Origin of the sequence: Nitrincola schmidtii, assembly GCF_008973715.1 — a bacterium.
GTDB classification, from domain to species: Bacteria; Pseudomonadota; Gammaproteobacteria; order Pseudomonadales; family Balneatricaceae; genus Nitrincola; species Nitrincola schmidtii.
This window is the reverse complement of record NZ_WBOL01000002.1, coordinates 128534-155526: the sequence shown is the minus strand read 5'-3', so window position 1 is coordinate 155526 and position 26993 is coordinate 128534. Positions and strand designations below refer to the sequence as shown.

The following is a 26993-nucleotide window of genomic DNA, read 5'->3' as shown; positions in this document are numbered from 1 at the left end:
ACGTTAATGAGTACAAGCGTGAAGGAAATCAAGCATTAATCTGCCTGGCGTCTTAAGAACGTAGGAATGTCCAGATCACCGTAATCTTTACGTTTACCTTCTTGATACTCAGGTTTATCTAACAGGGCTTCTTGCTTTTGGCGACGCAATACAGAAGGAAGTTCAATCTCTTCTGGACGCACTTCTACCTTTGGCGCTTCAGAAGAAACCAACTGAAACTCTTTCTCTCTTGGACGATCCAAACCTGTCGCTACCACAGTGACACGAAGCTCACCATCTAAATCAGGATCAATAACCGTACCCACAACCACCGTAGCGTCTGCTGCCGCACAGGCTTCAACGATTTCACCGATCTCGCTGTACTCACCCAAGCTAAGGTCTAGGCCTGCGGTAATATTCACGAGAATACCGCGCGCTCCACTCAGATCTATGTCTTCTAACAAGGGACTTCTAATCGCCGCATGTGCTGCTTCCTGAGCACGCTTATCACCTTTGGCAACACCTGTACCCATCATCGCCATGCCCATCTCAGACATCACGGTTTTAACGTCAGCAAAATCGACGTTAATCATACCGGTGCACGTAATCAGGTCAGATATACCTTTAACAGCACCTTTCAAGACATCATTAGCGGTATTAAATGCAGTGATTAAGCTGCAATTTTTACCTAGTACGGCAATTAACTTTTCATTTGGAATGATGATTAAGGAGTCAACATGTTCACGCAGTTCACGAATACCTTCTTCAGCAATCAACATGCGCTTACGGCCTTCAAATTTGAAAGGGCGCGTAACAACCGCTACTGTCAGAATGCCCATCTCTTTGGCAATTTGAGCCACGACAGGTGCAGCACCTGTTCCGGTTCCACCACCCATGCCAGCGGTGATGAAGACCATGTCAGCACCCTTTAGGCTTTCTGCGATACGGTCACGATCTTCCAAAGCAGCTTTACGACCCACCTCTGGATTTGCACCCGCGCCCAAGCCTTTCGTCATGCCGCCACCGATGTGCAGAGCCGTTCGAGTTGATAAGCGCTCCAGTGCTTGTGCGTCTGTATTGGCACAGATAAATTCAACACCATCTAGGTCATCCGAAACCATGTGTTGAACGGCATTACCACCGCCGCCACCAACACCAATCACTTTAATAACGGCTTCTTGAGGTACATTGTCGATTAATTCAAACATCTTTTTCTCCCTTGGCAGGCCTGCGTTTACCTTCCGGCACTACACATATCAATAATTCTGTTAAAAATGGCGCTTAAACCAGTCTTTTACTCGACTCATCAAGTCACCTACTTGCGGCCGCTCTAGACGCTTCTCACGCATCTCCGGCACACTTTCTTTAGCGGTTGGCTTCTGTTCTGCTTTTGCATAATGCAGAAGCCCGATTCCTGTTGCATAAATAGGATTTTTTAGTAATGACTCCATGCCTCTAACCCCCTGAGGCAAAGCAAGTCGGACTGGCATATGAAAAATTTCTTCCGCCAACTCCACAGCACCTTCCATTTTGGACGTTCCCCCAGTTAACACGATGCCTGCAGCAATCAGGTCTTCAAAACCTGAACGCCGAAGTTCGGCTTGAACTAGGGTAAACAACTCTTCATAACGCGGTTCGACCACTTCAGCCAGTGACTGACGTGATAAATCCCGTGCAGGTCGATCACCAACGCTGGGCACTTTGATGGTTTCATCGGCTCGTGCTAACTGTGCCAGTGCACAGGCATATTTTATTTTTATCTTTTCGGCATGCTGTGTGGGGGTACGCAACGCCATGGCAATGTCGTTGGTCACCTGATCACCGGCAATAGGAATCACTGCGGTATGACGAATTGAACCATCAGTAAAGACGGCAATATCAGTAGTGCCACCACCAATATCAACAATACACACACCTAAATCTTTCTCATCTTCAGCCAACACAGCATAACTGGATGCTAATTGTTCCAGTACGATGGCATCCACTTCCAGCCCACAGCGGCGAATGCATTTATCGATGTTTTGAATCGCATTCGAAGCGCCGGTCACCAAATGGACTTTAGCCTCCAATCGGACACCGGACATTCCTAGAGGTTCTTTAATTCCTTCTTGTGTATCAATCAGATACTCTTGAGGAAGGATATGAAGAATGCGTTGATCTGCGGGTATTGCAACAGCCCGTGCCGCATCAATCACACGTTCCAAGTCGTATTCTGATACTTCTCTATCTCTTACAGCCACAATCCCATGCGAGTTAAGGCTGCTGATATGATTACCCGCTATGCCAACACTCACTGAATGAATCTTACAACCGGCCATAAGCTCTGCTTCTTCAACAGCTCGCTGAATAGCAGCTACGGTCGATTCAATATTGACGACGACGCCTCGTTTCATTCCATGTGATGGCTGTGAGCCGACACCGACAATCTCGATCCCGCCATCTGCACACACCTCACCGACTAGGCACACCACTTTGGATGTCCCTATGTCGAGTGCAACGATCATATTATGATCTGACGCTGCGCGTTTATCCTGCATCATCCTGCCTCTCTTCAGTGCGCCATCGAACGGCCACACCATTGGTATATCGAATATCAATCTGTTCTATTTGATCTGCCACATCTGCTAACTGAGCATCATAAATACTGAGAAAGCGTCGCAGCCTTGGCATCAACTGCTCTCTTCCGGCAACAAGCTGAATGCCATTGTCTAGCTCTAGGTTCCAAGCACCACGACTCTCTAACGAAAGACCTTTGATGCGAATGCCATAACTGGAGAAGAGCACACTTAAGTCATGGTACTGAGCAATAATGGCGCGAGTTTCGTGTGCTGGCCCATTCAAACGAGGTAAAAACTCATATCCAGCACTTAAATCAGGCCAGAAGATATCCCCTTGATGATTAAGCAGGCCTCGCTCACCCCAGCGTGCCACAGGGACTTGCTCGGCAATATTCACTTGGATGGCAGCTGGCCATTGACGACGAACTTCAGCCATATGTACCCAAGGATTAGCAAGTGCTTCATCTCTAAGTGTGCGCACATCAAGCGACAACAAAGGTGCTCTGATCTCTTGAGCCAGCTGTGTCGCTAACTCTTGCCCATTCAAATGTCGTGTTTGACCTTTGATACTGACTTCACTGACCGGTTGATCCAGCCATGCCAGAGCTTTATCCGCCAGCAGCAACATGACCATTACGAATAGTGCAAGTGAACAAAGAAGAATCGTCACTCGTTTCACGCTACTCGTAGTTTCGGGAATCACTGCTTCTTGTCTGCGCACGGCTACAGCACCCCGGATCGGCTTGACCGGTTCAACCTCTTGCTTTAACCAAGGCAGTGACAAGTTCATCTTAACGCTCCCGATCACAACGCGCAGTGCGAAGTATTTCTACAACGAGTTGTGAAAAGCTCTTACCCGCTTGACGAGCAGCCATAGGAACCAAACTATGGTCTGTCATTCCAGGAAGGGTATTCACTTCCAGTAGTTGAAATTCACCTTGACTGTCCATCATCAAGTCAACACGCCCCCAGCCACGACAACCAACCGCTTGAAAGGCGCGTAAAGCCAAACTCTGCAGCACTTCATAGCGCTGATCGCTCAGCTGATGATCAAACAGGTAACGCGTGTCGTTAGCTTCATACTTGGCGTTAAAATCATAAAAGTCGTGCGTGGTTTCTAAACGAATCACAGGTAAAGGCTGATCATTCAGGATGGCCATGGTGTATTCGGCTCCCTGAATCCACTGCTCCGCAATGACCTGATGGTCATACTTAGCCGCTTCCTCATATGCCGCTTTCAACTGGCCCAAATCCAGCACTCGACTCATACCGATACTGGAACCTTCATGAACCGGCTTAACCATCAAAGGGAAACCTAAATCTTTAGCAACTTGATTTAAGTCCGTAGCATCATTGAGCTCTGCAAAAGCGGGGGTCGGAAAACCCGCTCCTATCCACAACTGTTTGCAGCGTAATTTATCCATCCCCAATGCAGACGCTGCGACACCACTTCCGGTGTAGGGCTTTTTCAACATTTCTAACAGACCTTGCAATGTGCCATCTTCGCCACCACGGCCATGCAGAATTAAGAAAGCTCGATCAAACTCAGCCGTCAGCAATTGCTCTACGGGATCAGCACCTTCAGCACATAGGTCAATTTCAAAAGCATTTACGCCAGCCGCTTTAAGCCCTTTAAGTACTTCGGCTCCACTTCGAAGAGAGATACTGCGTTCTGCAGAATCGCCTCCCATCAGAACGGCCACTTTGCCAAAGGCGGCTGCTTCTTCAGCTGAAATTGTAAAGTCACTCATGCCTTACTCTCTTGAGACCCACTGAGGTCCAACTGACTTAAACGATGCGCTAAAGTAGTGATATCTCCAGCACCTTGAGTCAACAACAGATCACCTGGGCGCAACAAGGTTGTCAGCAGGTCAGGTAGATCATCTGTCGATTCTACAAAAATAGGTTCAACACCTCGTTGTCGAATGGATCGACACAGACTACGCGTATCCGCTCCTGGAATCGGCTGTTCACCGGCCGCATAGACTTCTAACATTAAGAGCAGATCGGTTTCCGATAATACGCGGGCAAAATCCTCATATAGATCGCGTGTTCGGGTATAGCGATGCGGTTGATAAATCATCACTAAACGACGATCTGGCCATCCGTCTCTAATCGCTTGTATAACCGCTTCAACTTCTCGTGGATGATGACCATAGTCATCCACTAAAGTGACACTTCCTTCATTCACAGGGACTTCACCTAAAATCTGGAAGCGTCTTCCAACACCTTCAAAACCTTCTAATGCCTGACAAATTGCGTCATCGCTGATTCCTTCATCGGTGGCAACGGCAATACATGCTAGAGCATTAAGAACATTGTGACGGCCTGGCATATTTAAGGTGACTTGTAATGCGTTATGACCTGCTGGACGCTCGACGGTAAAGTGTGTTTGCAACCCATTCATGCGCAAATTCGTGGCACGAAAATCGGCCTCTTCATTGAAACCATAAGTTAAAATGGGACGACTGACACTTGGCAGTATTTCTGACACCACAGGGTCGTCAGTACACAACACAGCTAATCCATAAAAAGGCAGGTTGTGTAAGAAGTTAACGAAGGTTTGCTTGAGCACATTAAAGTCACCGCCATAGGTATCCATATGATCGGCATCGATATTGGTCACAATGGCCACCATCGGTTGAAGGTGTAAAAACGAGGCATCACTTTCGTCCGCTTCCGCCACCAAATAACGACTTCCACCCAATTGAGCATTGGTACCGGCACTGTTTAATCGACCACCGATGACAAAAGTAGGATCTAAGCCACCTTCAGCCATCATCGATGCAAGTAGACTGGTGGTCGTAGTTTTACCATGTGTTCCTGCCACGGCTATGCCATGTCGATAGCGCATCAACTCAGCCAGCATTTCAGCACGACGCACTACCGGTATACGATGCTGTCTGGCTGCTTTGAATTCGGGGTTTTCTTCAGAAACAGCGGTTGAAATAACCACAACATCGGCTTCTGCAATGTTTTCTTCTTGGTGACCAATGTTAATTTTTGCACCCAAGGAGGCAAGACGATCGGTGACCACCGAATCTTTCATATCAGATCCGCTGATGCGATAACCTTGGTTAAGCAGCACTTCGGCAATACCACACATACCCACGCCACCAATACCAATAAAGTGTATTTGACGAATACGGCGCATCTCGGGTACTTCGTAAATGCCTACATTGCCGTTTTTTATCATGCCATAACCTCTAAACACACATCTGCAAGCTGTTGACCCGCATCTGGTTTACCTTGTTTGCGAGCGAGTTTTGCCATACTAAGTAGGCGTTCGCGCTCATTTAATCGTGTTAATAATTCAAGTAACTTTTCAGTCGTTAACTGGTCCTGTTGCACCAACTCAGCCGCGCCAGCATCCGCTAAAAACTGTCCATTCGCCGTTTGGTGATCATCCACTGCAAAGGGGAAAGGAACCAAAACAGCCGCCACACCCGCGATCGCAATTTCGCTTACCGTTAAGGCACCCGAACGACAAATTACTAAGTCAGCCCAAGCAAAGGCTTCGTCCATTTTTTCAATAAATGGCACAACTTGAGCGTTAACCCCCAAAGACGAATATAAAGTCTGGGTGGCTTTTAAATGCATCGGACCTGTTTGATGCCATACTTCTGGGCGCTGATCTTCTGGTAACTCTGCTAAAGCTGCTGGAACACGTTCATTAATGGCCTGAGCACCTAAACTTCCGCCCACCACTAAGAGTCTGATGGGTCCAGTGCGACCCTGCATACGAACCGCAGGCTCAGCCAATTCTAAGATAGGTCCGCGTACTGGATTTCCAATGGTGTCTTTAGCTTCACAGTCACTAAAAGCTCCAGGGAAAGCCTGTAATACTCGTGTTGCTGTGCGAGCTAACACTTTATTAGTCATACCCGGAATAGCATTTTGTTCATGAATGACGACGGGGATACCCATCAACCACGCAGCTAAGCCACCAGGACCTGATGCAAAACCACCCATGCCTAACACGGCATCAGGCTGCAACTGCTTAATCACTTTACGTGCAGCCAATAAGGCTTTTAACAAGTTAAATGGCGCCGTTAGTAATTTAAGTGGGCCTTTGCCTCTTAGCCCTGTGACAGGAATGGTATTGAGTTTGATATTTGCAGCAGGAACGACTCGCGCTTCAATACCTTTTTCTGTTCCTAGCCATTCCACATGAACGCCTTGTTCACGCAATAGATCGGCAGTTGCTAGCGCAGGAAATACATGACCACCGGTTCCGCCCGCCATGACTAAGAGTGTTTTAGAAGTTGCTTGATTCATGCACTGACCCTCCTAGCCGTTTTACTTCTGAGCTTCCCTTTTTGGCTATTAACCATTTCTTCAATGGCGGCTTGCTTCAGTTCAAAATCGATGCGTAAAATGATCGCGATCATCACTGCAGAAGCTAACAAACTACTGCCTCCGTAACTTAATAGTGGCAGTGTTAAACCTTTGGTAGGCAAGGCTCCTACATTGACTCCGACATTGATTAGCGCTTGCCCTGCGAAAATAAATGCGAAGCCATAACAGACATAGCTCATAAAGAAACGTTGCTGTGTTTCAGCACGGCGACCGGTGACAAATATTCGATACACCAAAAAGCAATACAGCAACACAACAATCAACGCGCCGACCAGACCAAGCTCTTCAGCTAGAATCGAATAGATAAAGTCAGTATGTGCTTCAGGTAGATAAAAAAGCTTTTGAATACTGTTGCCGAGACCTGTACCAAACCATTCACCACGACCAAAAGCGATCTGTGCTTGAGATAACTGATAACCCGCACCAAAGGGGTCAGCCCAAGGGTCCAAAAATGTTTTTAATCGTTGTACGCGATAGGGTTGTGTCATTGCTAAAAATACCGCCATAGCAACACCAGCACTTAGTACAACAATAAACTGAAAAAATCTCATGCCACTCAAGAACACCATACCCATGACAGTACACATTAGAACGACTGTCACACCAAAGTCTGGCTGACTGATTAACAAGCCAACATAGATAGCCATAGGAAGTGCTGGTTTCATGACGCCAGACCAAGTGGTTCGAACTTCAGACAGACGTCGAACCAAGTAACCAGAGATATAAACCACCATGAAGATTTTGGCCAATTCTGAAACTTGTAGATTAAAGAATCCTAGACTTATCCATCGACGTGCTCCATTGACTTCGCGACCTATACCGGGGATCAATACCAATAGCAGGGTGAAACCACCAATAACGAGAAGCGGTACACTGAATTTTTCCCACAAGTGAATCGGAATAACTGAAACGACGGCTAGTGTTATCAGTGCCAAAATCATGAATAGACCTTGACGCATAATAAAGTGATACGGCGATCCAAAATCACGTGCAGCAACATCCATTGAGGCTGAAGAGATCATCACAAAACCAATCAGCATGAGCGCTAGAACCGTCAGCAACAAGTACGGATCAAACGAAAGTTTACCCTTCGGCATATCCAGAACACTTGGCCAAGGGCCTTTAGTAATGACATTCATCATGATAGTGCCTCCACTATCTTGATAAATTGATCACCACGATCCTCATACCCACTAAACATATCGAAGCTGGCACAGGCGGGAGATAACAACACAGTATCGCCTGCAACAGCGTGTTCTAACGACAGCTCAATGGCATTGTCGAGTGAAGACGCTCTGATTACTGTCAGCCCCTCCAAATCTGATGCGATTTGATCAGCATCTTTACCGATTAAAATCACGGCTCGAGCATGTTCAGCTAAGGGAGCCTTAAGCTCTGTAAACTGTTGCTCTTTGCCTACACCGCCTAGAATAACCAGCAACTTTTGCTGCGCTTCTAACATCAAGCCCAAGCCTTGTATGGCAGCCAAGGTAGCACCCACGTTGGTACCTTTAGAGTCATTGATGAAGCTAACACCCTGTTTATCAGCCACCCATTGGCAACGGTGTTTTAGACCACTAAATGCTCGAACGGCCTGCAACATTGCCTGCATTGGCAGACCGGCAGACTCTCCTAAGGCTAGGGCAGCGAGTACGTTAGCCACATTATGGGCACCCGATACTTTTAGCTCTGCAACCGGCATCAAAGGAAATAATCCTTTAAACAGCCATGTACTACCTTCATGCTCTGCCATGCCAAACTGACCCAAATCAGGTGCAGATAAGCCAAAACTAATGGTCTTCATTCCTTGAGAAACCAATGGAGCCGTTAATGCATCATCTCGATTAATGATGGCATTCCGGCAACCACGATAAATTCGGTGTTTCGCCAGATAGTAGCTCTGTAGATCAGGGTAACGGTCCATATGATCTGGACTGATATTAAGTACAGTTGCAGCTTGAGCTCTGAGTTCATGAGTCGTCTCTAACTGGAAACTCGACAATTCAAGCACGTAAAGATCAGCTGGATCATTTGCCAGTAAATCCAATACCGGCGTACCAATATTGCCGCCAACCGCAACCTTAACCCCGGCAGCCTTTGCCATTTCACCAACCAAGGTCGTCACGGTACTTTTCGCGTTAGAACCGGTTATCGCCACAATAGGTGCATCTATTTCACGACAAAATAGGTCAATATCACCAATGACACGGACACCATGTTGTAGCGCAAATTGAATAGCAGGTGATGATTTAGCCACCCCTGGGCTTAAGACAAGCTCTGTGGCTTGTGATAGGAAGTCTGCGTCTAATTCACCACAACGTAACTCTACTTGTGGAAATTCACGATAAAACTGCGCCGCTAAAGGCGGTTTTTCACGCGTGTCTACTACCGCAAAATCGGCTCCTTTGGCCGACAAATAACGCGCACAGGCGTAACCAGTCTGTCCCAGACCGATCACAATGCGTCGAGTATCTGATGCGATAAGTGTCACTCGTAGCTCCTTTAACCTATTAACCGTTACCCATTAGCGCAACTTAAGGGTTGCCAAACCAATCAAGACTAGAATCACAGTAATAATCCAAAAACGGACAATAACTCGCGGCTCTGGCCAGCCTTTTAATTCAAAATGATGATGTATCGGTGCCATCCTAAAAATCCGCCTTCCGGTTAATTTATAGGAAGCAACTTGCAGAATAACCGAGACAGTCTCCATGACAAAAATCCCACCCATGATCACTAGCACGAGTTCTTGTCGGACGATAACGGCCATCACGCCTAGCACAGCCCCGAGAGAGAGCGCACCCACATCACCCATAAACACCTGAGCGGGATAGGTGTTAAACCAAAGGAAACCTAGCCCTGCCCCAACAATGGCACCACAGATAATGATGAGTTCACCTGCACCCGGTACATGAGGTATATGAAGATAATTCGCAAATTGAAAGTGACCGCTTAGATAAGCAAACACGGCCAAGGCACCTGCCACCATCACGGTTGGCATGATGGCCAGCCCATCAAGACCATCCGTTAGGTTCACCGCGTTGGAACTACCCACAATGACAAAGTAGGTAAACACGATAAAGAACAGACCCATATCAATAATGATATCTTTGAAGAAAGGCACAATGAGTTGCGTTTCTACCGGACTTTGCGCGGTCAGATAAAGAATAATTGCAGCGCCTGCACCACCAACTGACTGCCAAAAGTACTTCCAACGAGCGGGTAAACCACGCGGATTCTTTTCGATCACTTTGCGCCAATCATCAACCCAGCCCACTGCACCAAAAACAATCAGCACAAACAAGGTAATCCACACATAACGATTCGACAGATCTGCCCAGAGCAAGGTACTGACCGCTATCGCTAATAGAATCAAACCACCTCCCATGGTGGGGGTTCCTGACTTACTCAAATGAGACTGAGGTCCGTCATTTCTGACCGCTTGACCTATCTGACGATGACGCAGTTGATTGATCAGATAAGGGCCTAGGATTAACGAAATCGACAAGGCAGTTAATACACCCAAAATTCCACGCAGGGTGATGTAACGGAACACCGAAAAGGCTGAAAAGTACTGTGTCAGAAATTCTGTTAACAGCAGCAGCATTAGAGAGCTTCCTCTTGTTGTAGAGCATCAACGACTCTATCCATTTGTGCACTGCGCGACCCCTTAACAAGCAGAGTATAGGGTTCGCTCATATGTGTTTTAAGTTCAGTGATAAGCGCTTCTTGTAGCTCAAAATGCTTGGCATTTAACCCTGCCGACAGAGCAGCCTCGATCGCGTTATGCATCAGAGGGCCTACAGCAAACAATAAATCAATCCCAGCATTTGCCGCATAACGCCCAACGTTTGCATGCAAAGCCTCAGCTTCAGGTCCTAGTTCTGCCATATCGCCTAACACCAAAATGCGCTGCTTGGGTCTTTCAGCCAAGAAGTCTATTGCAGCTTCTACTGCTTGCGGATTGGCATTGTAACTATCATCAATCAACCAGCCTGACTTATGCTGGATAGGTTTCATTCGACCTTTCACTGCGTCACAAGACTCAAGCCCAGCTTTCACAGCCGACAAAGGTAATCCCAAAGCAACCCAAGCCGCTGTGGCAGCAGCAGCATTAGCAATATTGTGCTGACCTATCAAACCTAACTGAACGGAAACGCTTTCATCTTTAAAATGAAGTGTAAAGCCCCAAGCTCCGGCACTATTCACAACAGCATCAGTTGTCCAGATATCTGCTTGGTTGCTCTGTGTAGAGAAGGTCAAATATTGGCGGCGCATATTCTCAAGCTTTTCGCGCCAAAAAGCAGCATGTGGATCATCAAAATTTACAATGCCCACACCTTCATCTGTCAGGGTGTTATAGATTTCAGATTTAGCTCGCACTACCCCCTGTAAACTTCCAAAACCTTCAATATGGGCTTCACAGGCATTATTAAGCAGCGCTACATGAGGCTGAGTTAAATGCACGGTATAGTCGATTTCACCTTCTGCACTCGCACCTAGCTCAATGACGGCATATTGATGCTCTTCTTTCAATTGCAGTAAGGTAAGTGGTGCGCCTATGTGATTATTCAAATTACCTTGGGTAAACAGGGTTGAACCCTGCTGCTTAAGCATATTAGCTAACAGTTCTTTAACGGTGGTTTTACCACTGCTACCAGTGATGGCAACAACTCTTCCGTTATAGTGATTGCGATTTAACGTCGCCAGGCGACCCAGCGCCACAATTGCATCCTGAACTTTTAGCTGTGGTAATTCATCATCAACATTCTTCTCTGTTACAGCAGCGACAGCACCTTTCTCCCTTGCTTGGCTAAGAAAATTATGAGCATCAAAATTTTCACCACTCAAACAAACAAACAGATCTCCCTTCTGTATTTTACGAGTATCAGTACATATCCCCGTGACAGGGATCGTTAGATCAATAGACTCATCAAAAGTGGCTTCGATTGCCTTAACTACGTGGCTGAGTGTCCAGTTACCAATCATTTCTGGCTCCATTGATCTAAATATTTTCTTGCCACTTTCTGGTCACTAAAGGCATAACGCTGACCCATAATTTCCTGGTAGTCTTCGTGCCCTTTTCCAGCAATCAGGACGATATCAGTCGAGGTGGCTTCTGCGATGGCGGTCGCTATCGCTATAGAACGATCAACTTCCACACGGGTGTGACTAGAAGATTTCACCCCAGCTAGAATTTGATCGATGATAAATTGAGGATCTTCGGTGCGTGGGTTATCGCTGGTAATGACCAACTGGTCAGCTAATCCAGAGGCGATTTGTGCCATCAATGGACGTTTACCTTGATCACGGTCACCACCGCAACCAAACACGCAAATGATCTTACTTCCTGATTGGCGGTGCTCATTCAAGGCAGACAGCGTTTGTAAAAGCGCATCGGGTGTATGCGCATAATCAACCAGTACTAAAGGCTCAGAAGCATAAGACACCTTTTCCATGCGCCCAGAAACAGCCTGTATCTGCGTTAAAGCACGACTGATTTCCACAGCAGGATATCCAGCCGCTCCTAGGGATGCTGTGACCAAAAGCAAATTACTGAGATTAAAGCGTCCTATCAAACTTGATGTGGCACTAACCTCACCCCAAGGCGTGGACAGCGCAAAAGCTATACCATTTAGATGAAATTCAGCAGTTTTAACATAAATATCAGCGGATTCGTTTAATTGCGAATAAGTGAGTACAGAGCTCTGTCCCTGTTTAGCTTTAATCAGTAAATCTTTACCAAATTCATCATCAATATTCAGCAATTGGACAGCACTGGTGTTTTCAAACAAGCGCTTCTTTGATGCCGCATAAGCAGACATGGTTTCATGGTAATCAAGATGATCCCGAGTTAGATTGGTGAATCCTACTTGGCTGAACAGGACACCGGCCGTTCTTCTCTGATCTAGCGCATGACTAGAGACTTCCATGATTACCGCTTTAGCACCTGCTTTTTTATATTTCGCCAAAAGCTGATGCACTTTTAATACTTCGGGTGTTGTATGAGTAGATGGCTCCAACTCATCTGGAAAACCGGTCCCAATAGTACCGATATAGGCTGTTTTCTCACCCAGAAAATTCAAGGCTTGAGCGATAAAGTGACAACATGATGTTTTGCCATTAGTACCAGTGACACCGATAACAGCCATCGATTCTGAAGGTGAATGATAGTATCGACTAATCACATCGCCAGCGACTTCAGACAGGTTATCAACCGCAAAGATAATGTCCGCAAACTCTTCAAGGTCTGGATGATAATCCGCTTTACTCATGAGCACAGCGGAAGCGCCCGCTTTAATAGCAGGAATAATGTAGTCAACACCCTTGTGATGCACACCAGAACGAGCAATAAACAGATCACCAGCTGTCACTTCTCGATGATCCAATACAATATTTCGTACTAGGATTTGATCAGAAACAGAGGACTGATTAACTAATAAGCTTTGAAGACTGGGCAGATCTTGGCGTTGAATACTCATCGGCCGGCCACCTGTGTTTTAGGTTCAGGCCAGCGATCAGGGTCTAGGTTTAATAGACGCATCGATCCTGCAGCCACACGTGCAAATACAGGCGCTGCCACTTCACCACCATAGATCTCTCTTCCTTTCGGGTTATCAACGATCACCACTATTGCTAAACGAGGATCTGAAACAGGAGCAACACCCGCAAAAAACGCGGTGTACTCTTCACGATTGTAGCCACCGCTACCGATTCGGTGCGCTGTACCTGTTTTTCCAGCGACTCGATATCCCTCAACAGCGGCTCTTCTCGCCGTACCTTCTGGCCCTATGACGGTTTCCATCATTTTTAAAACTTCATTACCGATACCAGGCGGCATCACGCGAACACCTTGGCTTCCTTGCTCATTTTTAACCAAACTAACAGGGTAAAAAATGCCATCTGAGGCAAAGGGAACATAGGATTGAGCCAATTGTAACGGGGTAACTGAAATACCATATCCATAAGACATGGTTGCTCGCTCAATGACTTGACGTTCACGAAGGTCTGGAAGGTGACCTGATCTTTCACCCGGAAAACCGGTATGGCTCATTTGGCCAAAACCAAAGTTGCGCAATAAATTAGGTAAGCGATCATGCTCCATGTCCATCACGAGACGAACTGTACCGACGTTGCTTGATTTGGTGATGATTCCCGTTAAGGATAAGTCACCGTAATTGCGGAAGTCTCGAATGGTTGCAGAACGAACACGCATCACACCGGGAGAGGTCTTAATAACGGTATCCGGTGTAAACTTGCCTGACATTAAAGCTGCCGCCACCGTCATAGGCTTTACGGTAGAGCCTGGCTCAAATAGATCGGTCATGGCACGATTTCTGAGCGCAGCGGGTTCTAAACGAGTACGATCATTAGGATTGTAGGAAGGCTGGTTAACCATCGCCAAGACTTCGCCGGTCTCGGTATCTAAGATAACAATAGAGCCTGCATCTGCTTGATGTGCTTCAACCACCGCTTTTAGCTCGCGATAAGCCATATACTGTAAACGCAGATCGATACTGAGTTGAAGCTCATTACCTTGCTCTGCATCTTGGATAGAGCGAATGTGACGGATGGTTCGACCCACACGGTCACGCATGACTAATTTGCTGCCATGTTCGCCAGTCAACCAGTCATTAAAGGCAAGTTCCATTCCCTCTTGACCTTCACCATCAACATTAGTGAAGCCCACTAAGTGAGCGGCAACTTCCCCTGCAGGATAGAAACGACGGTATTCACGATCAACGTTAACACCCGGAATTCCCAGTAAACGTATTCCTTCAGCCGCTTCGGGGGTTACCTGTCGACGTAAATAGACAAATCGTCTTTCAGCATTATTGGATAAACGCTCAATCAAGCTACCGTGTGGCATTTCTAAAAGCTGGCTTAATCGATTCAGGTGAGGGTGTTGCATATCGATGAACTTTGGATCTACCCAAATGCTGGCTACGGGAGCACTCACTGCTAAGGGCTCTCCATTGCGATCAGTAATGACACCCCGATGCGCTGGAATTAACATCGTACGAATAGTACGTGCGTCACCCTGGTTCTGGAGGAAAGCTTGATCGGTTGAATATAAAGAGAACAACTTAGTCAGAATAAAGCCCACAGCAACGCAGAGCAATGCGAAAACTATCCACATTCTCCAACTGCTTGCTGCCTGTATTTGAGCTGCTTCTGGTTTATCACTCATCTTCGAATTATCTCTGTTTCTTCAACTTTCGGGACTCGCATCTGCAAACGGGTTTCTGCTTCATTCTCAATTCGCCCGTGACCACCCCAAGTACTCTGTTCGAGCAATAACTGCCCCCATTCGATCTGCAACTCATCCCACTGATGAACCAAAATCTGATGGTCGTTAAACAATCTGCGATAATCGTAGGCTGTCTTGACCACCGAGAGCGCCGATACCAAAATCGCTATCGTCAGCACCAACAAAATCATTAAAGGTCGATAAAGCGCTGTTCGTGATATGAACAGATCTTGCTGAGCAGCGCCATGAGGTAAACCACTCTTATCTAATTCACTTTTAGAGAAAAAACTCTTCAAGTTCATTAGCACTTCTCCGCTACTCGCATCACGGCACTTCTAGAACGAGGATTAGCGTCCACCTCAGCTGCACTGGCCTTAATCGCTTTACCTAAGCCCTTTAGGCGTTGGTTCAACATAGATTGCGTAAAGGGCACGCCACTGGGTAGATGCTCATCGCCTTTAACATGACGGCGGATAAAGCGCTTAACGATTCGATCTTCTAGCGAATGAAAACTAATCACCACCATGCGACCTTGCGGTGCCAACAATTCCAACGTTTGGTCTAAACAGGTCTCAATCTCATCTAACTCTCGATTGATATGTATGCGAATGCCCTGAAAGGCTCGTGTTGCTGGATTTTTGCCTTTTTCCCAACGAGGATTTGCATCCGTAATGATGCTAGCCAGTCGGGCAGTAGTCATAATTGGTGATTTTTGACGTTCAGCAACAACGGCCTTAGCCATTCGACGCGAAAAGCGCTCTTCACCATAGTGGAACAGTACATCCGCAATTTCGCTCTCACTGGCACGGTTAATCCACTCTGCAGCACTCTCACCACTGGTGGTGTTCATGCGCATGTCTAGTGGGCCATCGTACTGAAAACTAAATCCACGAGATGGATCATCAAGCTGAGGTGAACTGACGCCGAGATCTAACAAAACCCCTGTAACCTGTCCAACCAATTCTCTTTTTGCAACAAAGCTTTCTATCTCACTGAATGCACCGTGCTCGATGCTAAATCGTGGATCATCACCAAAACGTCGCTGAGCCTCAGCAATCGCCATCGGATCTTTATCGATACCAAGTAATCGACCTTTTTCGCTTAACTTAGAGAGAATTAGAGACGAATGACCACCACGACCAAAGGTGCCGTCGATGTAAAAACCATCTGGATCCGTGACTAATGCTTCAACAGCTTCGTTTAGCATCACGGTGATGTGGTTGAATTCTTGACTCATCTCAGATCCTGTAAACCTTTTTATTTGCTTCTCGCTTTACAGCGAAAGCTCCAGCATTTCTGGCGGCAGGGTATCTTCACCAACCTCGTCAAGGTATTCATCTCGGGTTGCACTCCATTGAGCCTCATCCCAGATTTCAAACTTGCGTCCCTGCCCTAGTAGCACAATTTTTTTATCTAAACCGGCGTACTCACGAAGACTTGCCGGCAACAACAGACGTCCATTTCCATCTAATTCAAGATCAGTCGCATGACCGATCAATAGTCGCTGAATACGTCGAGCAACCTTATTAAAGCTTGGAAGCGCCTCAATTTTCGCTTGAATCTCTTCCCACTCAGGTAAGGGGTAAAGAAGTAGGCAACGGGAGTCTGTATCAATCGTGGCAACCATCTGATTACCGCAATGAGACGCAATCATCTCGCGATAACGAGCCGGGATCGCCATGCGCCCCTTTGCATCTAGATTGATCGGATTGACACCGCGGAACATAATGCCCACTGAATTCCCCAGAATTACCCACTTTTAACCACTTTAACCCACTATTGCACACTATAGTGAGTAACCCTAGTCAATGCAAGGTAGGAAAAGGGATCAAATTAGGGCTATTTAGGGAACAGCCACAGCCAGGAAATAGCGCCCTGTAGATAAGCTTCAAAGAATCAATAAATTAAGCAGAAACAATAAGGTAATATGTATATATATACAGTATTTAATTTATTGGAAAAAATTAAAACAGAGGTGTAGGCAGGATAGTGGGAGTCTGCCTGTAAGCCGGGTTTTGTCGAGGACAATCATTCATCTAGGGTCAGCGTCACCACTGACCTCAAGCAACCTACCCGGATCCAGTGCGGGCCACACCTTAAGGATCCCTATTTGGTCTTGCTCTGAGTGGGGTTTTCCATCGCCGTGGAGTGTTACCACCCACGCGGTGCGCTCTTACCGCACCATTTCAACCTTACCGTGACTCCGAAGAGCCCTTAGGCGGTATACTTTCTGTTGCACTTTCCGTCGGCTCACACCGCCCAGACGTTATCTGGCACTCTGCCCTGTAGAGCCCGGACTTTCCTCCCTTCTGCAAGCAGAACAGCGATTGTCCGGCAGACTCCCGCGACGCAGGATAACAGGAAAACAATGAAGTGCAAGCTTTACCCCTCAATCACGTTGCAATAGATACTCATAAAGCTGTTTCTTGTGAATACCGGTAATTTCAGCCGCTATCGCAGCCGCTTTTTTCGGTGGTAACTCGGCAGCCAACAGACCCAAAACATGAGCACTACGTGCATCAATCTGATCCACCTTATCATCAACGGGTTCTGCACCTCGGACCAGCACCACAAACTCCCCTTTTTGCTGATTTGCATCGGTTAACATCCAAGCCTTCAAATCAGCCAAGGTGCCATGTTTAAAGGTTTCAAATGTTTTAGTAATCTCACGTGCAATCACTGCTTCACGATGATCACCATAGACGGAGATCATGTCATCAAGACTGACAAGAATTCGGTGCGTAGATTCATAGAAGATCAAGGTGCAAGTTTGATCAACAAGCTCTGACAATTGCTTTACTCTTGCCTGAGTTTTTGCTGGAAGAAACCCGATAAACATAAAACGATCAGAGGGCAAGCCTGCTGCACTCAAAGCTGCAACAAAGGCGCAACACCCAGGCACAGGAGAAACATTAAATCCAGCTTCTCTAACCCGCTTTACCAAACCATAGCCAGGATCTGATATCAGTGGTGTGCCAGCATCAGAAACTAAGGCTACACGCTTCCCTTGGCTTAGATAATCGATAATAAGCTCAGCACGGGCTATTTCATTATGATCATGCACTGAAACTAACGATGATTTAATGCTAAAATGGGATAGAAGCCGCCCTGTATGACGGGTATCCTCAGCAGCGATCAAATCAACTTCACTAAGCAGTTTGATTGCTCGCGCTGACAGATCGCCTAAATTGCCTATCGGTGTGGCAATAACATATAAAACCGCTTCTGCCATGAAGGTTATTCTCTTCTTAAGGATTGATGAGTGTATGACAAAGCAAATACGCCTGCTAATTGCGCTAGTATTAATGTCTATTCTAATAGCCGCCTGCGGCAGCCAACCCGGAATGCCCAGTATTTCGACGCCTTCACCGTCTGTACAGGATGATGAAACGCGACAACTGCTTCGTGATGCTCAATCAGCACCTCCGGTTGAAGCCGCTCAACTCAGACTTCAAGCCGCTGATCGTCTTTCAGCACAGGGCAATGATCTAGAGGCGAGCAGTATACTTGAATCGATCGATAAACGCAGACTTCCCGCTGAACTTGGCTTATCAATCGCTCTAGAGCAAGCCACATTGGCTCTGACTCAAAATAACCCAGAAAGAGCACTCCGAAGTTTAGACTTTCACCTACTGCCAACGGATTTAAATCGCGATCAAATTATTCGCTTAAACATTGCTAGAGCAGAAGCTTTCAATCTATTTGGTAATCCTATTAGCTCTGCACGTGAATTAATTGCAGCTACGCAAATGACTGATGATAAGTCACTGCAGCAATCACTTCACGATCAAATTTGGTCGGTACTCAGCACTGCAGATAGCGGCATACTGCAACAAGAAGTACAAAACCGAAACAACAACTTCTTCGAACAAGGTTGGTTTGAGCGCGCAGCGATACTTGCCGGCATTTCAAACTTCGATGAGCAACAAGAAAAACTTTTTGACTGGCAGTTACTTTGGGATCAGCACCCTGCGGCTTCCTTACCACCCCGATCAGCGGATACACCATTAGCGACTGACCTAAGCCCTATTCCTTTAACCGACAGAGCCCAACGAGTTGCCTTGTTTCTTCCTTTACAAGGAGATTTAGCTGATTTTTCAAGAACGATTATCGAGGGTTTTATTACCGCAATGCAATCATCGCAGACGGGTGAAACCGAAGTGGTCATGATTGATAGCACCGAAATACGCTCTCCTGAACAACTTTTTCATACAGCACGCACTCAAGGCGCTGACTTTATCGTCGGACCTCTGGATCGTAACTTTGTCAATCAACTCGCTGAATATCCAGATCACCCCCTACCTGTGTTAGCTCTAAATCCTGCTGAGCAAGGTCTTAACCCTCCATTGCAACTTGATTTATCGAGTGACCATGAGGTGAATACGTTAGTTCGTCGAGCCTCGCAACTGGGGTATCGCAACACGATGATTATTCGCAGTGACAATCGCTCCGGCGAGCGTTTTGAGCAAATGATCCGACAAGCTTTTCAAGAGCAAGGCGGATACATCAGTGCGTCACTTACCTTTAGATCCACAGAAAGTAATTCAGAACAAATTCGCCAACTACTGCTTCAAGATCCAGAAATTGCTCGCACCATGCCTCGAAGCTCCAGAAGTGGCATGAGAGCAAACATTAGCCATGAAACTGATGTTATTATTTTGGCAACTGAACCAAGAGATGCACGCTTAATTCGCCCCATGCTGCTCTACCACTTTGCTGGTAACATTCCTGTGATCGCTACCTCGCAACTCTATGAGGGTAATCCAAGCGCTTCACGCGATAATGATTTAAATGGAATAGATTTCGTTGATGTCCCTTGGAGGCTTGCAGAGCCAAGCACGACTCGACAATCAATTACTGAACGTCGTGAAGATGCATATACGGAAATAGGTAAGCTTTACGCTCTAGGCGCAGATGCCTTTATCATTTCGCAAAATTTGCCGCTATTATTACAACAGCAAGTCTTAATTGGAGAAAGTGGCGTTCTGTCACTAGGCCCCAATCGTCGTATTTCAAGAGAGCTTGCCTGGGCTCGCTTTAATAACGGAGTTCCCCAACTCATTACGGAGTAAATCATGGATAGAAAAACTCTTGGCAAGGAAGCCGAGCGTAGTGCAGAAACTTGGTTGATTTCACAAGGTCTACAGCTTATAGAACGCAATATGAACTGTAGAGTGGGTGAGATAGACTTAATCATGACCGACGGTGAAAGTTTAATTTTTATAGAAGTTAGACATCGTAAAAATAAACACTTTGGCGGTGCTGCAGAATCAGTAGACTGGCGCAAACAACGTAAGTTACTTCGTGCCGCTAGATTTTTTCTAGCAGCAAATCCTTGTTGGTCAAAACACCCTTGTCGATTCGATATCATTGCATTTGAAGGAAATAACACTCCTTTATGGTATCGTAACGCCTTTCAAAATTAAGAGCTGCACAGAGACAGACATCATGGAACTTGAAGACAGAATTATTCAACAGTTTCATCAATCGATGGAAGTTAATGCTCAAACTATTGAGCAATTTACCCCAATGATTGCTACTGCCAGCATGCAGATCTTGCAATGCTTGATTTCTGAACAAAAAGTTCTGTGTGCTGGTAATGGTGCGTCAGGCAGTCTTGCACAGCACTTTGGTAGCTTGTTAATTAATCGTTTCCGACACGAAAGACCCGGCCTACCAGTAGTGACACTCAACGCTGATGCTATCGCAATTACCGGCATTGCTGAAGACAGCGGCTTTGCAGATATCTACTCAAAGCAAATCCGAGCATTTGGCATGCCAGGAGATATCTTGCTTGCGGTTTCTGCTAATGGCCGCTCAGCAAGCCTAGTGCAAGCTATCCAAGCAGCACATGATCGTGAAATGACCGTTATTGCATTGACCGGTTCTGATGGTGGCAATATGACAGCTTTAATGCGCCCAGACGAAACAGAAATTTGCATCGCATCCAATGATGAAGTATTAGTACATCATGCACATTTATTGGTATTACATACTTTAGCAGATTTAATTGATTTTCAACTTTTTGGAGCTTAACGGATGAAAAAGCTATTACCTTTATTACTTCTTACCGTGTTTATTATTAGTGGCTGTTCAACTGTTGTCAGTTCAACACGCGAAACGCCTATCGAAGAAAATGAAGGACGTAGAACCATTGGTAACTTCATTGAAGACAATTCGATCGAGTTTAAAGCTAAGGTTAATATCAACAAAGGTACCGCTGCTCTCTCTCAATCTAATATCAGCGTGAACAGCTTTAATGGTCAAGTGTTACTCACCGGCCAAGTGCCTGATCAACGAACTAAAGCGGAAGCAACCGAAGTAGTCAGCCAACTTCGAGAAGTGCGCAAAATTCATAATGAATTAGAAATAGCAGGCCCCACATCTTTCATGATTCGTGCTAACGACACCTATTTATCTGGCCGCGTTAAAGCACAACTCTTAGCAGACAATCGCACTAATGGCATGCGCATCAAAGTCGTCACTGAAAATGGCGCTGTTTATTTGATGGGCCTTGTGACACGTCAGGAAGGTGAAGTTGCAGTAGAAGTTGTACGTAATATTGTCGGCGTTAACCGCATTGTGAAAGTATTTGAATACATCTAAAACAATCTAAAAAAATTGGGCGGCCTAGGCCGCCCAATTGCATGCTTTATTTGATGATCTTCAACGTAGGCTTACCCTTTTTAGGCTTAGAACCTTTCTGAGGCTGGGAATCATCGCGCTGATTCAATGAAACCGGTCCACTTGCTTTTTTAGCACTTGGCTTGGCATCAGGACTTGAATTACTGGCTTCCATATCTTCTGAAGAAGTACCCTGCGCCTGCTTCATTAACTCATCTGCACCTGGCTCCATGCCAAATCCCATTCCCTGACCATTTTCTCTAGCGTATATTGCTAGGGTCGCAGCCAAAGGAATGAACACATTCATTGGCACACCGCCAAATCGCGCATTAAATGAGACGCCGTCATTATCAATAACCAAGCCTTGAACAGCCGAATAACTAATATTAAGAACCAACTGCTCATCGCGAGTAAATTGATCAGGCACCATAACACCTTGCACCCGAGCATCTACTGCTAAATGAGGTGTCAAATCGTTATCTGTCATCCACTCATGAAGTGCTTTAATCAGATATGAACGACTAGGTGTTAAATTCATAGCTTCTCCAGACACACGACGTTTGATTAATCACGCATCTCTTTTTCAGCTTCAGACAAACTTAACTGAAAAGATTCACGCTCGAACAAACGCTTCATGTATGACAGCAATGCTGAACACTGAGTTGCTGGTAATTCGATACCCATGACAGGTAAACGCCACAACAAAGGTGCAATACAGCAATCCACCAGTGTGAACTCATCACTCATAAAAAATGGTTTTTCCGCAAAGATTGGTGCAATAGATACTAAGCTATCGCGCAACTCTTTTCTGCAGAAATCAAGATGATCTGGATCAGCAGTTCCCGCCAATAAAGCGTCTGCATAACCACACCAATCACGCTGAATACGATACATAAACAAACGACTATCCGCACGAGCAACCGGATATACCGGCAACAGAGGTGGATGCGGAAAGCGCTCATCTAAGTATTCCATCATGACACCTGGCTCATAAAGCACAAGATCACGATCTAACAAGGTTGGCAAGGTATTATATGGATTGAGCCCAGCGACATCTTCTGGAAGATCATCAACCTTGCAATCGACGATATCGACTGCAACACCTTTTTCTGCAAGTACGATGCGTACTCGATGACTGTAGTGATCATCACCATCAGAGAAGAAGGTCATGGAAGAACGTTTTGCTACAACTCCCATTGAGTTACCTCATTTTATTACAGGGGATCTAAAAACAAAAAACTACGCGACCCGATAAGGTCGCGTAGCAAACTATTCCTGATATCACACAGGATTAATGTATATCTCTCCAGTACTCACGCTTCAACAGGTAAGCAAAGAAGGTAAAGATAGCCAAGAAGATCAGTACGAAGGTACCAATACGCTCTGCCTGAAGTCTTGATGGCTCACCGACATAGGTCATAAAATTTGTCAGATCATAGATTGCCTGATCAAACTCTGCCGTTGTCATGCTGCCAGTACCTGGTTGTACTTTTAGGCATTGTCCACTACGAATCCCAGTTAACGGATCCAGTGTACCTGTATGACCACCACGCGCTTCTAACTCTTCACGAGAACAGGTGTTAATAACCACACCCTGCAGGTCTTCAAGTACGTTGGGCATACCTACATCAGCAAACACTGCGTTGTTGACACCAAAACGAGCTGAATCATCACGGAAGAAAGTGCGCATGTAGTTATAGACCCACGTACTACCACGTAGTCGAGTTTCTAGCGTTAAATCTGGTGGTGGAGCACCAAACCAACCCTCAGCATCACCTTTATCCATAGAGATGGTCATCAGATCATTGATCCCATGATCACCAAGGATTAAGTATTCTTCCATTAGATCTTCAGGAATACCCAGGTCCTGCGCAGTACGAGCAAAACGTTGATATTCCATTGAGTGACAACCCATACAGCGGTTGACGAATAACGCCATACCGCGCTGCAAAGACTCTTGATCACGAAGATCTGCCTTAAATGGCTCCATGTTGTAGTTTGACGCTGCAGCTGAAGCCAGCCCAGGCAAACATATTAGTAATACTGCAATAAGAAGTTTTTTCATCAGCCTGTCACCCTTTGCGGAACTGGTTTAGTGCTTTCCATTCTGGTGTAGAAAGGCATCAGAATGAAGTAAGCGAAGTACAGCACTGTACAGATCTGAGCAACCAAAGTACGCCCATCAGTCGCAGGCAAAGCACCTAGTATACTGAGGATGATAAAACTAATTGCAAAGACCACTAGGAATATTTTGCTGATCCAACCTTTGTAACGCATAGATCTAACAGGGCTGCGATCCAACCAAGGCAATACGAATAGTATTGCAATACCAGCGCCCATTACCACAACACCCCAGAACTTAGCATCTAAGCCAAACAAGCTGAAAGTAACAGCACGTAACATGGCATAAAAGGCGGTAAAGTACCAAACAGGTGCAATATGGTCTGGTGTTTTCAGTGCGTTTGCTGGCTCAAAGTTTGGCGCTTCGATGAAGAAACCACCCCCTTCAGGGAACCAGAACAGAACGATGGAGAAAACAAACAGGAAGACACCGACACCGACTAAATCTTTAACAGAGTAGTAAGGATGGAAAGGAATACCATCTTTAGGCACGCCATTTTCATCTAGATTATCTGTAATATCGATACCATCTGGGTTGTTTGAACCTACTTCGTGCAATGCAATAATGTGCAACACAACAAGCGCTAACAACACGATAGGTAATGCAACCACGTGAAGTGCAAAGAAGCGGTTCAAGGTAATACCTGAAATCAGATAGTCACCACGAATCCACTGTTGCAAGTCAGGACCAATGACTGGTATGGCACCAAACAATGAGATAATTACCTGAGCACCCCAGTAAGACATTTGACCCCAAGGCAGCAAGTAACCCATGAAAGCTTCAGCCATCAGTACTAGGTAGATGGTCATACCAAAGATCCACACAAGCTCACGTGGTTTTCTGTATGAGCCATACATCATTCCGCGGAACATGTGTAAATACACAACAACGAAGAATGCAGAAGCACCCGTTGAGTGCATGTAGCGCAGTAACCAACCGTATTCAACATCACGCATGATGTATTCCAACGACGCAAAAGCACCTTCAGCTGAAGGGTTGTAACTCATGGTCAACCAGATACCGGTGACAATTTGGTTCACTAGCACAAGCAGTGCTAAAGAACCGAAAAAATACCAAAAGTTAAAGTTTTTTGGTGCATAGTATTTAGCAAGATGGTCATCCCACATGGCAGTTGCAGGGAAGCGATCATCGATCCATCCCATCAAACCCGGATTACCTTTATTTCGTTTACCAGCCATTATACTTCCTCCGGATCTAGACCAATTATCAGGGTGTCATCATCCAGATACGCATGAGGTGGTATAACCAGATTCGTTGGTGCTGGTTGAGCACGATATACACGACCAGAAAGATCGAATCGTGAGCCATGACATGGGCAGAAGAAGCCACCTAACCAGTTTTCACCTAAATCTGAAGGTGCTATTTCCGGACGATACGTAGGAGAGCAACCCAAATGCGTACAGATACCTATCAGTACGGCATACTCTGGACGCAATGCACGCTCTGGGGTTTTTGGAATATAGTCAGGCTGTTCAGCACGATTAGATTCTGGATCAGCCAGACGGTCATTTTGACCTGCTAGACTTGCCAATGCCTCTTCAGAACGACGCACGATCCAGACCGGACGACCACGCCACTCAACGATCATTTGTTGACCTGGCTCTAGTTTACTTACGTCAGCACGCGCAGGTGCACCTGCCGCTCTGGCCTTGGCACTGGGATGCCAAGACGCAACGAACGGGACAGCAACCCCTACAGCACCCACTGCACCTAATGCAGATGTTGCACCGAGGAGGAGCCGACGCCGACCTTTGTTCACGCCGTCATTACTCATTAATTTCATCTCCACTCATTCAACTTCACCAGACAGAAATTGCCCAATTCAGTTGCCAGCTATTAAACCCAAAAATTGAATTCATCAAATGGCGGAAATATTAAAGAATTTACCCAATTTATACAAGGTAAAACCTTCCTACCTTATGCTAAGGCGCATAAAAAAACCCAGATAACCGAAGCCATCTGGGTTTCTTTTGCCACAGCCGCAATGGCTGTTGCAAATTAACGCTTGGAGAACTGTGGACGCTTACGCGCTTTGCGAAGACCCACTTTCTTACGCTCTACCATACGTGAGTCACGGGTTACGAAACCAGCTTCACGTAATGCAGGACGCAATGTCTCATCGTATTCCATCAACGCACGAGTGATACCGTGACGAATCGCACCAGCCTGACCGAAACCGCCGCCACCAGCAACAGTAACGTAAACATCAAACTTTTCAGAGTTACCTGTCAGTTGAAGAGGCTGCATAACGATCATACGAGCAGTTTCACGACCAAAGTAGTTTTCCATGGTGCGCTGATTGATGGTCACTTTGCCTGTACCAGGACGCAAGAAAACGCGTGCAGTAGAGGTTTTGCGACGGCCTGTGCCGTAGTATTGAGTTGTAGACATATTGCCTTCCCCTTAGATATTCAGTTCTTGAGGTTGCTGAGCCTGATGCGGATGTTCTTTGCCCGCGTAGACTTTCAGCTTAGAGTACATTGAGCGACCTAGTGGGCCTTTTGGCAGCATGCCTTTAACAGCTAACTCAATTGTACGCTCAGGGAAGGTCTGTACCATCTTGTTGAAGTTGGCTTCTTTCAAACCACCTGGGAAACCAGAATGACGGTAGTACATTTTGTCGTTACGCTTGTTACCTGTTACGTGAACTTTTTCAGCATTCACAACAACAATGTAATCACCCGTATCGACGTGTGGCGTAAATTCAGGCTTATGCTTACCGCGAAGACGGCGTGCAATTTCAGTTGCCAGACGACCTAGGGTTTTACCCTCTGCGTCTACAACGTACCAGTCGCGTTTAACTTCGGCTGGCTTGGCGCTAACAGTAGTTTTCATGGGTTTTTTCACCTTAACTCGTTAAGTCTCGATCCACGCAATAGTGATTCCGACTTACCTTATAGTTATTCGTTGCTAGAGATTGCTTTTTTCAAAGCTTTTTCTAACAAGCCTTCTTCCCCCATATCAGGGAGCGCAGCATTATACTTAGCTTAAACAAAAAAAACGAGCCTTTTTTGTCGAAATTTTATACAACTCTCGACCATAATCAGCTCGCTTTAATGTGATGGCGTGTACAGTATCC

General features: G+C 46.1%; 27 protein-coding genes and 1 other RNA gene. 4 read left to right on the top strand and 24 right to left on the bottom strand.

Going from position 1 to position 26993, the window contains the following annotated elements; all coding sequences use genetic code 11:
* Positions 1-35: 35 nt before the first annotated feature.
* The 17 genes from ftsZ to rsmI form a co-directional block, all read right to left on the bottom strand.
* Positions 36-1187 (bottom strand): cell division protein FtsZ, encoded by a 1152-nt coding sequence (ftsZ, locus tag F7R24_RS02530; RefSeq protein ID WP_151669672.1) that lies wholly within the window; start codon positions 1185-1187, stop codon positions 36-38.
* Between the two features lie 60 nt (positions 1188-1247).
* Complete coding sequence (gene ftsA / locus F7R24_RS02525; protein WP_240775949.1) at positions 1248-2519, bottom strand: cell division protein FtsA; 1272 nt, start codon at positions 2517-2519, stop codon at positions 1248-1250.
* Entirely contained in the window at positions 2506-3327 is an 822-nt protein-coding gene (locus F7R24_RS02520) for a cell division protein FtsQ/DivIB (RefSeq protein WP_151669670.1), read from the bottom strand. Before F7R24_RS02520 ends, ftsA begins: the two co-directional genes overlap by 14 nt.
* Position 3328: 1 nt before the next feature.
* Entirely contained in the window at positions 3329-4288 is a 960-nt protein-coding gene (locus F7R24_RS02515; protein WP_151669669.1) for a D-alanine--D-alanine ligase, read from the bottom strand.
* Positions 4285-5733 carry a UDP-N-acetylmuramate--L-alanine ligase gene (gene murC, locus F7R24_RS02510; protein WP_151669668.1) on the bottom strand — a complete coding sequence of 483 codons (1449 nt, stop codon included), beginning with the start codon at positions 5731-5733 and terminating at the stop codon, positions 4285-4287. Before murC ends, F7R24_RS02515 begins: the two co-directional genes overlap by 4 nt.
* Complete coding sequence (gene murG / locus F7R24_RS02505) at positions 5730-6815, bottom strand: undecaprenyldiphospho-muramoylpentapeptide beta-N-acetylglucosaminyltransferase (protein WP_151669667.1); 1086 nt, start codon at positions 6813-6815, stop codon at positions 5730-5732. The genes murC and murG overlap by 4 nt, the downstream gene beginning before the upstream one ends.
* A complete protein-coding gene (gene ftsW / locus F7R24_RS02500; RefSeq protein WP_338087079.1) occupies positions 6812-8038 on the bottom strand; it encodes a putative lipid II flippase FtsW in 1227 nt (408 codons plus the stop codon). Before ftsW ends, murG begins: the two co-directional genes overlap by 4 nt.
* Complete coding sequence (gene murD, locus F7R24_RS02495; RefSeq protein WP_151669666.1) at positions 8035-9387, bottom strand: UDP-N-acetylmuramoyl-L-alanine--D-glutamate ligase; 1353 nt, start codon at positions 9385-9387, stop codon at positions 8035-8037. Before murD ends, ftsW begins: the two co-directional genes overlap by 4 nt.
* Positions 9388-9420: 33 nt before the next feature.
* Entirely contained in the window at positions 9421-10503 is a 1083-nt protein-coding gene (gene mraY, locus F7R24_RS02490; protein WP_151669665.1) for a phospho-N-acetylmuramoyl-pentapeptide-transferase, read from the bottom strand.
* A complete protein-coding gene (locus tag F7R24_RS02485; RefSeq protein WP_151669664.1) occupies positions 10503-11885 on the bottom strand; it encodes a UDP-N-acetylmuramoyl-tripeptide--D-alanyl-D-alanine ligase in 1383 nt (460 codons plus the stop codon). The genes mraY and F7R24_RS02485 overlap by 1 nt, the downstream gene beginning before the upstream one ends.
* Positions 11882-13378, bottom strand: a complete 1497-nt coding sequence (locus F7R24_RS02480) for a UDP-N-acetylmuramoyl-L-alanyl-D-glutamate--2,6-diaminopimelate ligase (protein ID WP_151669663.1) — start codon at positions 13376-13378, stop codon at positions 11882-11884. The genes F7R24_RS02485 and F7R24_RS02480 overlap by 4 nt, the downstream gene beginning before the upstream one ends.
* Entirely contained in the window at positions 13375-15087 is a 1713-nt protein-coding gene (locus F7R24_RS02475) for a peptidoglycan D,D-transpeptidase FtsI family protein (RefSeq protein WP_151669662.1), read from the bottom strand. The genes F7R24_RS02480 and F7R24_RS02475 overlap by 4 nt, the downstream gene beginning before the upstream one ends.
* Entirely contained in the window at positions 15084-15449 is a 366-nt protein-coding gene (gene ftsL, locus F7R24_RS02470; protein ID WP_151669661.1) for a cell division protein FtsL, read from the bottom strand. Before ftsL ends, F7R24_RS02475 begins: the two co-directional genes overlap by 4 nt.
* Positions 15449-16384, bottom strand: coding sequence for a 16S rRNA (cytosine(1402)-N(4))-methyltransferase RsmH (gene rsmH / locus F7R24_RS02465; RefSeq protein WP_151669660.1), 936 nt, complete (start codon positions 16382-16384; stop codon positions 15449-15451). Before rsmH ends, ftsL begins: the two co-directional genes overlap by 1 nt.
* A gap of 36 nt (positions 16385-16420) precedes the next feature.
* Positions 16421-16873, bottom strand: a complete 453-nt coding sequence (mraZ, locus tag F7R24_RS02460; RefSeq protein ID WP_151669822.1) for a division/cell wall cluster transcriptional repressor MraZ — start codon at positions 16871-16873, stop codon at positions 16421-16423.
* Between the two features lie 262 nt (positions 16874-17135).
* Positions 17136-17490, bottom strand: an RNA gene (gene rnpB, locus F7R24_RS02455) — RNase P RNA component class A.
* A gap of 46 nt (positions 17491-17536) precedes the next feature.
* Complete coding sequence (rsmI, locus tag F7R24_RS02450) at positions 17537-18379, bottom strand: 16S rRNA (cytidine(1402)-2'-O)-methyltransferase (RefSeq protein ID WP_151669659.1); 843 nt, start codon at positions 18377-18379, stop codon at positions 17537-17539.
* 34 nt (positions 18380-18413) lie between these two features.
* On the opposite strand from rsmI, the gene F7R24_RS02445 reads away from it, so the two are divergent.
* Genes F7R24_RS02445 through F7R24_RS02430 form a run of 4 tightly spaced genes read left to right on the top strand, consistent with a single transcriptional unit; the run spans position 18414 to position 21753 of the window.
* On the top strand, positions 18414-20219 hold the full coding sequence (locus F7R24_RS02445; protein ID WP_168926762.1) for a penicillin-binding protein activator: 1806 nt from the start codon (positions 18414-18416) through the stop codon (positions 20217-20219).
* 3 nt (positions 20220-20222) lie between these two features.
* Positions 20223-20573, top strand: a complete 351-nt coding sequence (locus tag F7R24_RS02440; RefSeq protein ID WP_151669657.1) for a YraN family protein — start codon at positions 20223-20225, stop codon at positions 20571-20573.
* A gap of 22 nt (positions 20574-20595) precedes the next feature.
* Entirely contained in the window at positions 20596-21183 is a 588-nt protein-coding gene (locus F7R24_RS02435; RefSeq protein ID WP_151669656.1) for an SIS domain-containing protein, read from the top strand.
* A 3-nt stretch (positions 21184-21186) separates the two neighbouring features.
* Positions 21187-21753 (top strand): BON domain-containing protein, encoded by a 567-nt coding sequence (locus F7R24_RS02430; protein ID WP_151669655.1) that lies wholly within the window; start codon positions 21187-21189, stop codon positions 21751-21753.
* A gap of 46 nt (positions 21754-21799) precedes the next feature.
* Here F7R24_RS02430 and F7R24_RS02425 read toward each other — a convergent pair whose 3' ends face one another.
* The 7 genes from F7R24_RS02425 to rplM form a co-directional block, all read right to left on the bottom strand.
* Positions 21800-22309, bottom strand: a complete 510-nt coding sequence (locus tag F7R24_RS02425; protein WP_151669654.1) for a ClpXP protease specificity-enhancing factor — start codon at positions 22307-22309, stop codon at positions 21800-21802.
* A gap of 26 nt (positions 22310-22335) precedes the next feature.
* Entirely contained in the window at positions 22336-22968 is a 633-nt protein-coding gene (locus F7R24_RS02420; protein WP_151669653.1) for a glutathione S-transferase N-terminal domain-containing protein, read from the bottom strand.
* A 94-nt stretch (positions 22969-23062) separates the two neighbouring features.
* Complete coding sequence (locus F7R24_RS02415) at positions 23063-23836, bottom strand: cytochrome c1 (RefSeq protein ID WP_151669652.1); 774 nt, start codon at positions 23834-23836, stop codon at positions 23063-23065.
* Positions 23836-25092 carry a cytochrome b gene (locus F7R24_RS02410; RefSeq protein WP_151669651.1) on the bottom strand — a complete coding sequence of 419 codons (1257 nt, stop codon included), beginning with the start codon at positions 25090-25092 and terminating at the stop codon, positions 23836-23838. The genes F7R24_RS02415 and F7R24_RS02410 overlap by 1 nt, the downstream gene beginning before the upstream one ends.
* Positions 25092-25688, bottom strand: a complete 597-nt coding sequence (gene petA / locus F7R24_RS02405) for a ubiquinol-cytochrome c reductase iron-sulfur subunit (protein ID WP_151669650.1) — start codon at positions 25686-25688, stop codon at positions 25092-25094. Before petA ends, F7R24_RS02410 begins: the two co-directional genes overlap by 1 nt.
* Before the next feature lie 224 nt (positions 25689-25912).
* A complete protein-coding gene (rpsI, locus tag F7R24_RS02400) occupies positions 25913-26305 on the bottom strand; it encodes a 30S ribosomal protein S9 (RefSeq protein WP_151669649.1) in 393 nt (130 codons plus the stop codon).
* A 12-nt stretch (positions 26306-26317) separates the two neighbouring features.
* Positions 26318-26749, bottom strand: coding sequence for a 50S ribosomal protein L13 (rplM, locus tag F7R24_RS02395; protein WP_151669648.1), 432 nt, complete (start codon positions 26747-26749; stop codon positions 26318-26320).
* Positions 26750-26993 lie beyond the last annotated feature (244 nt).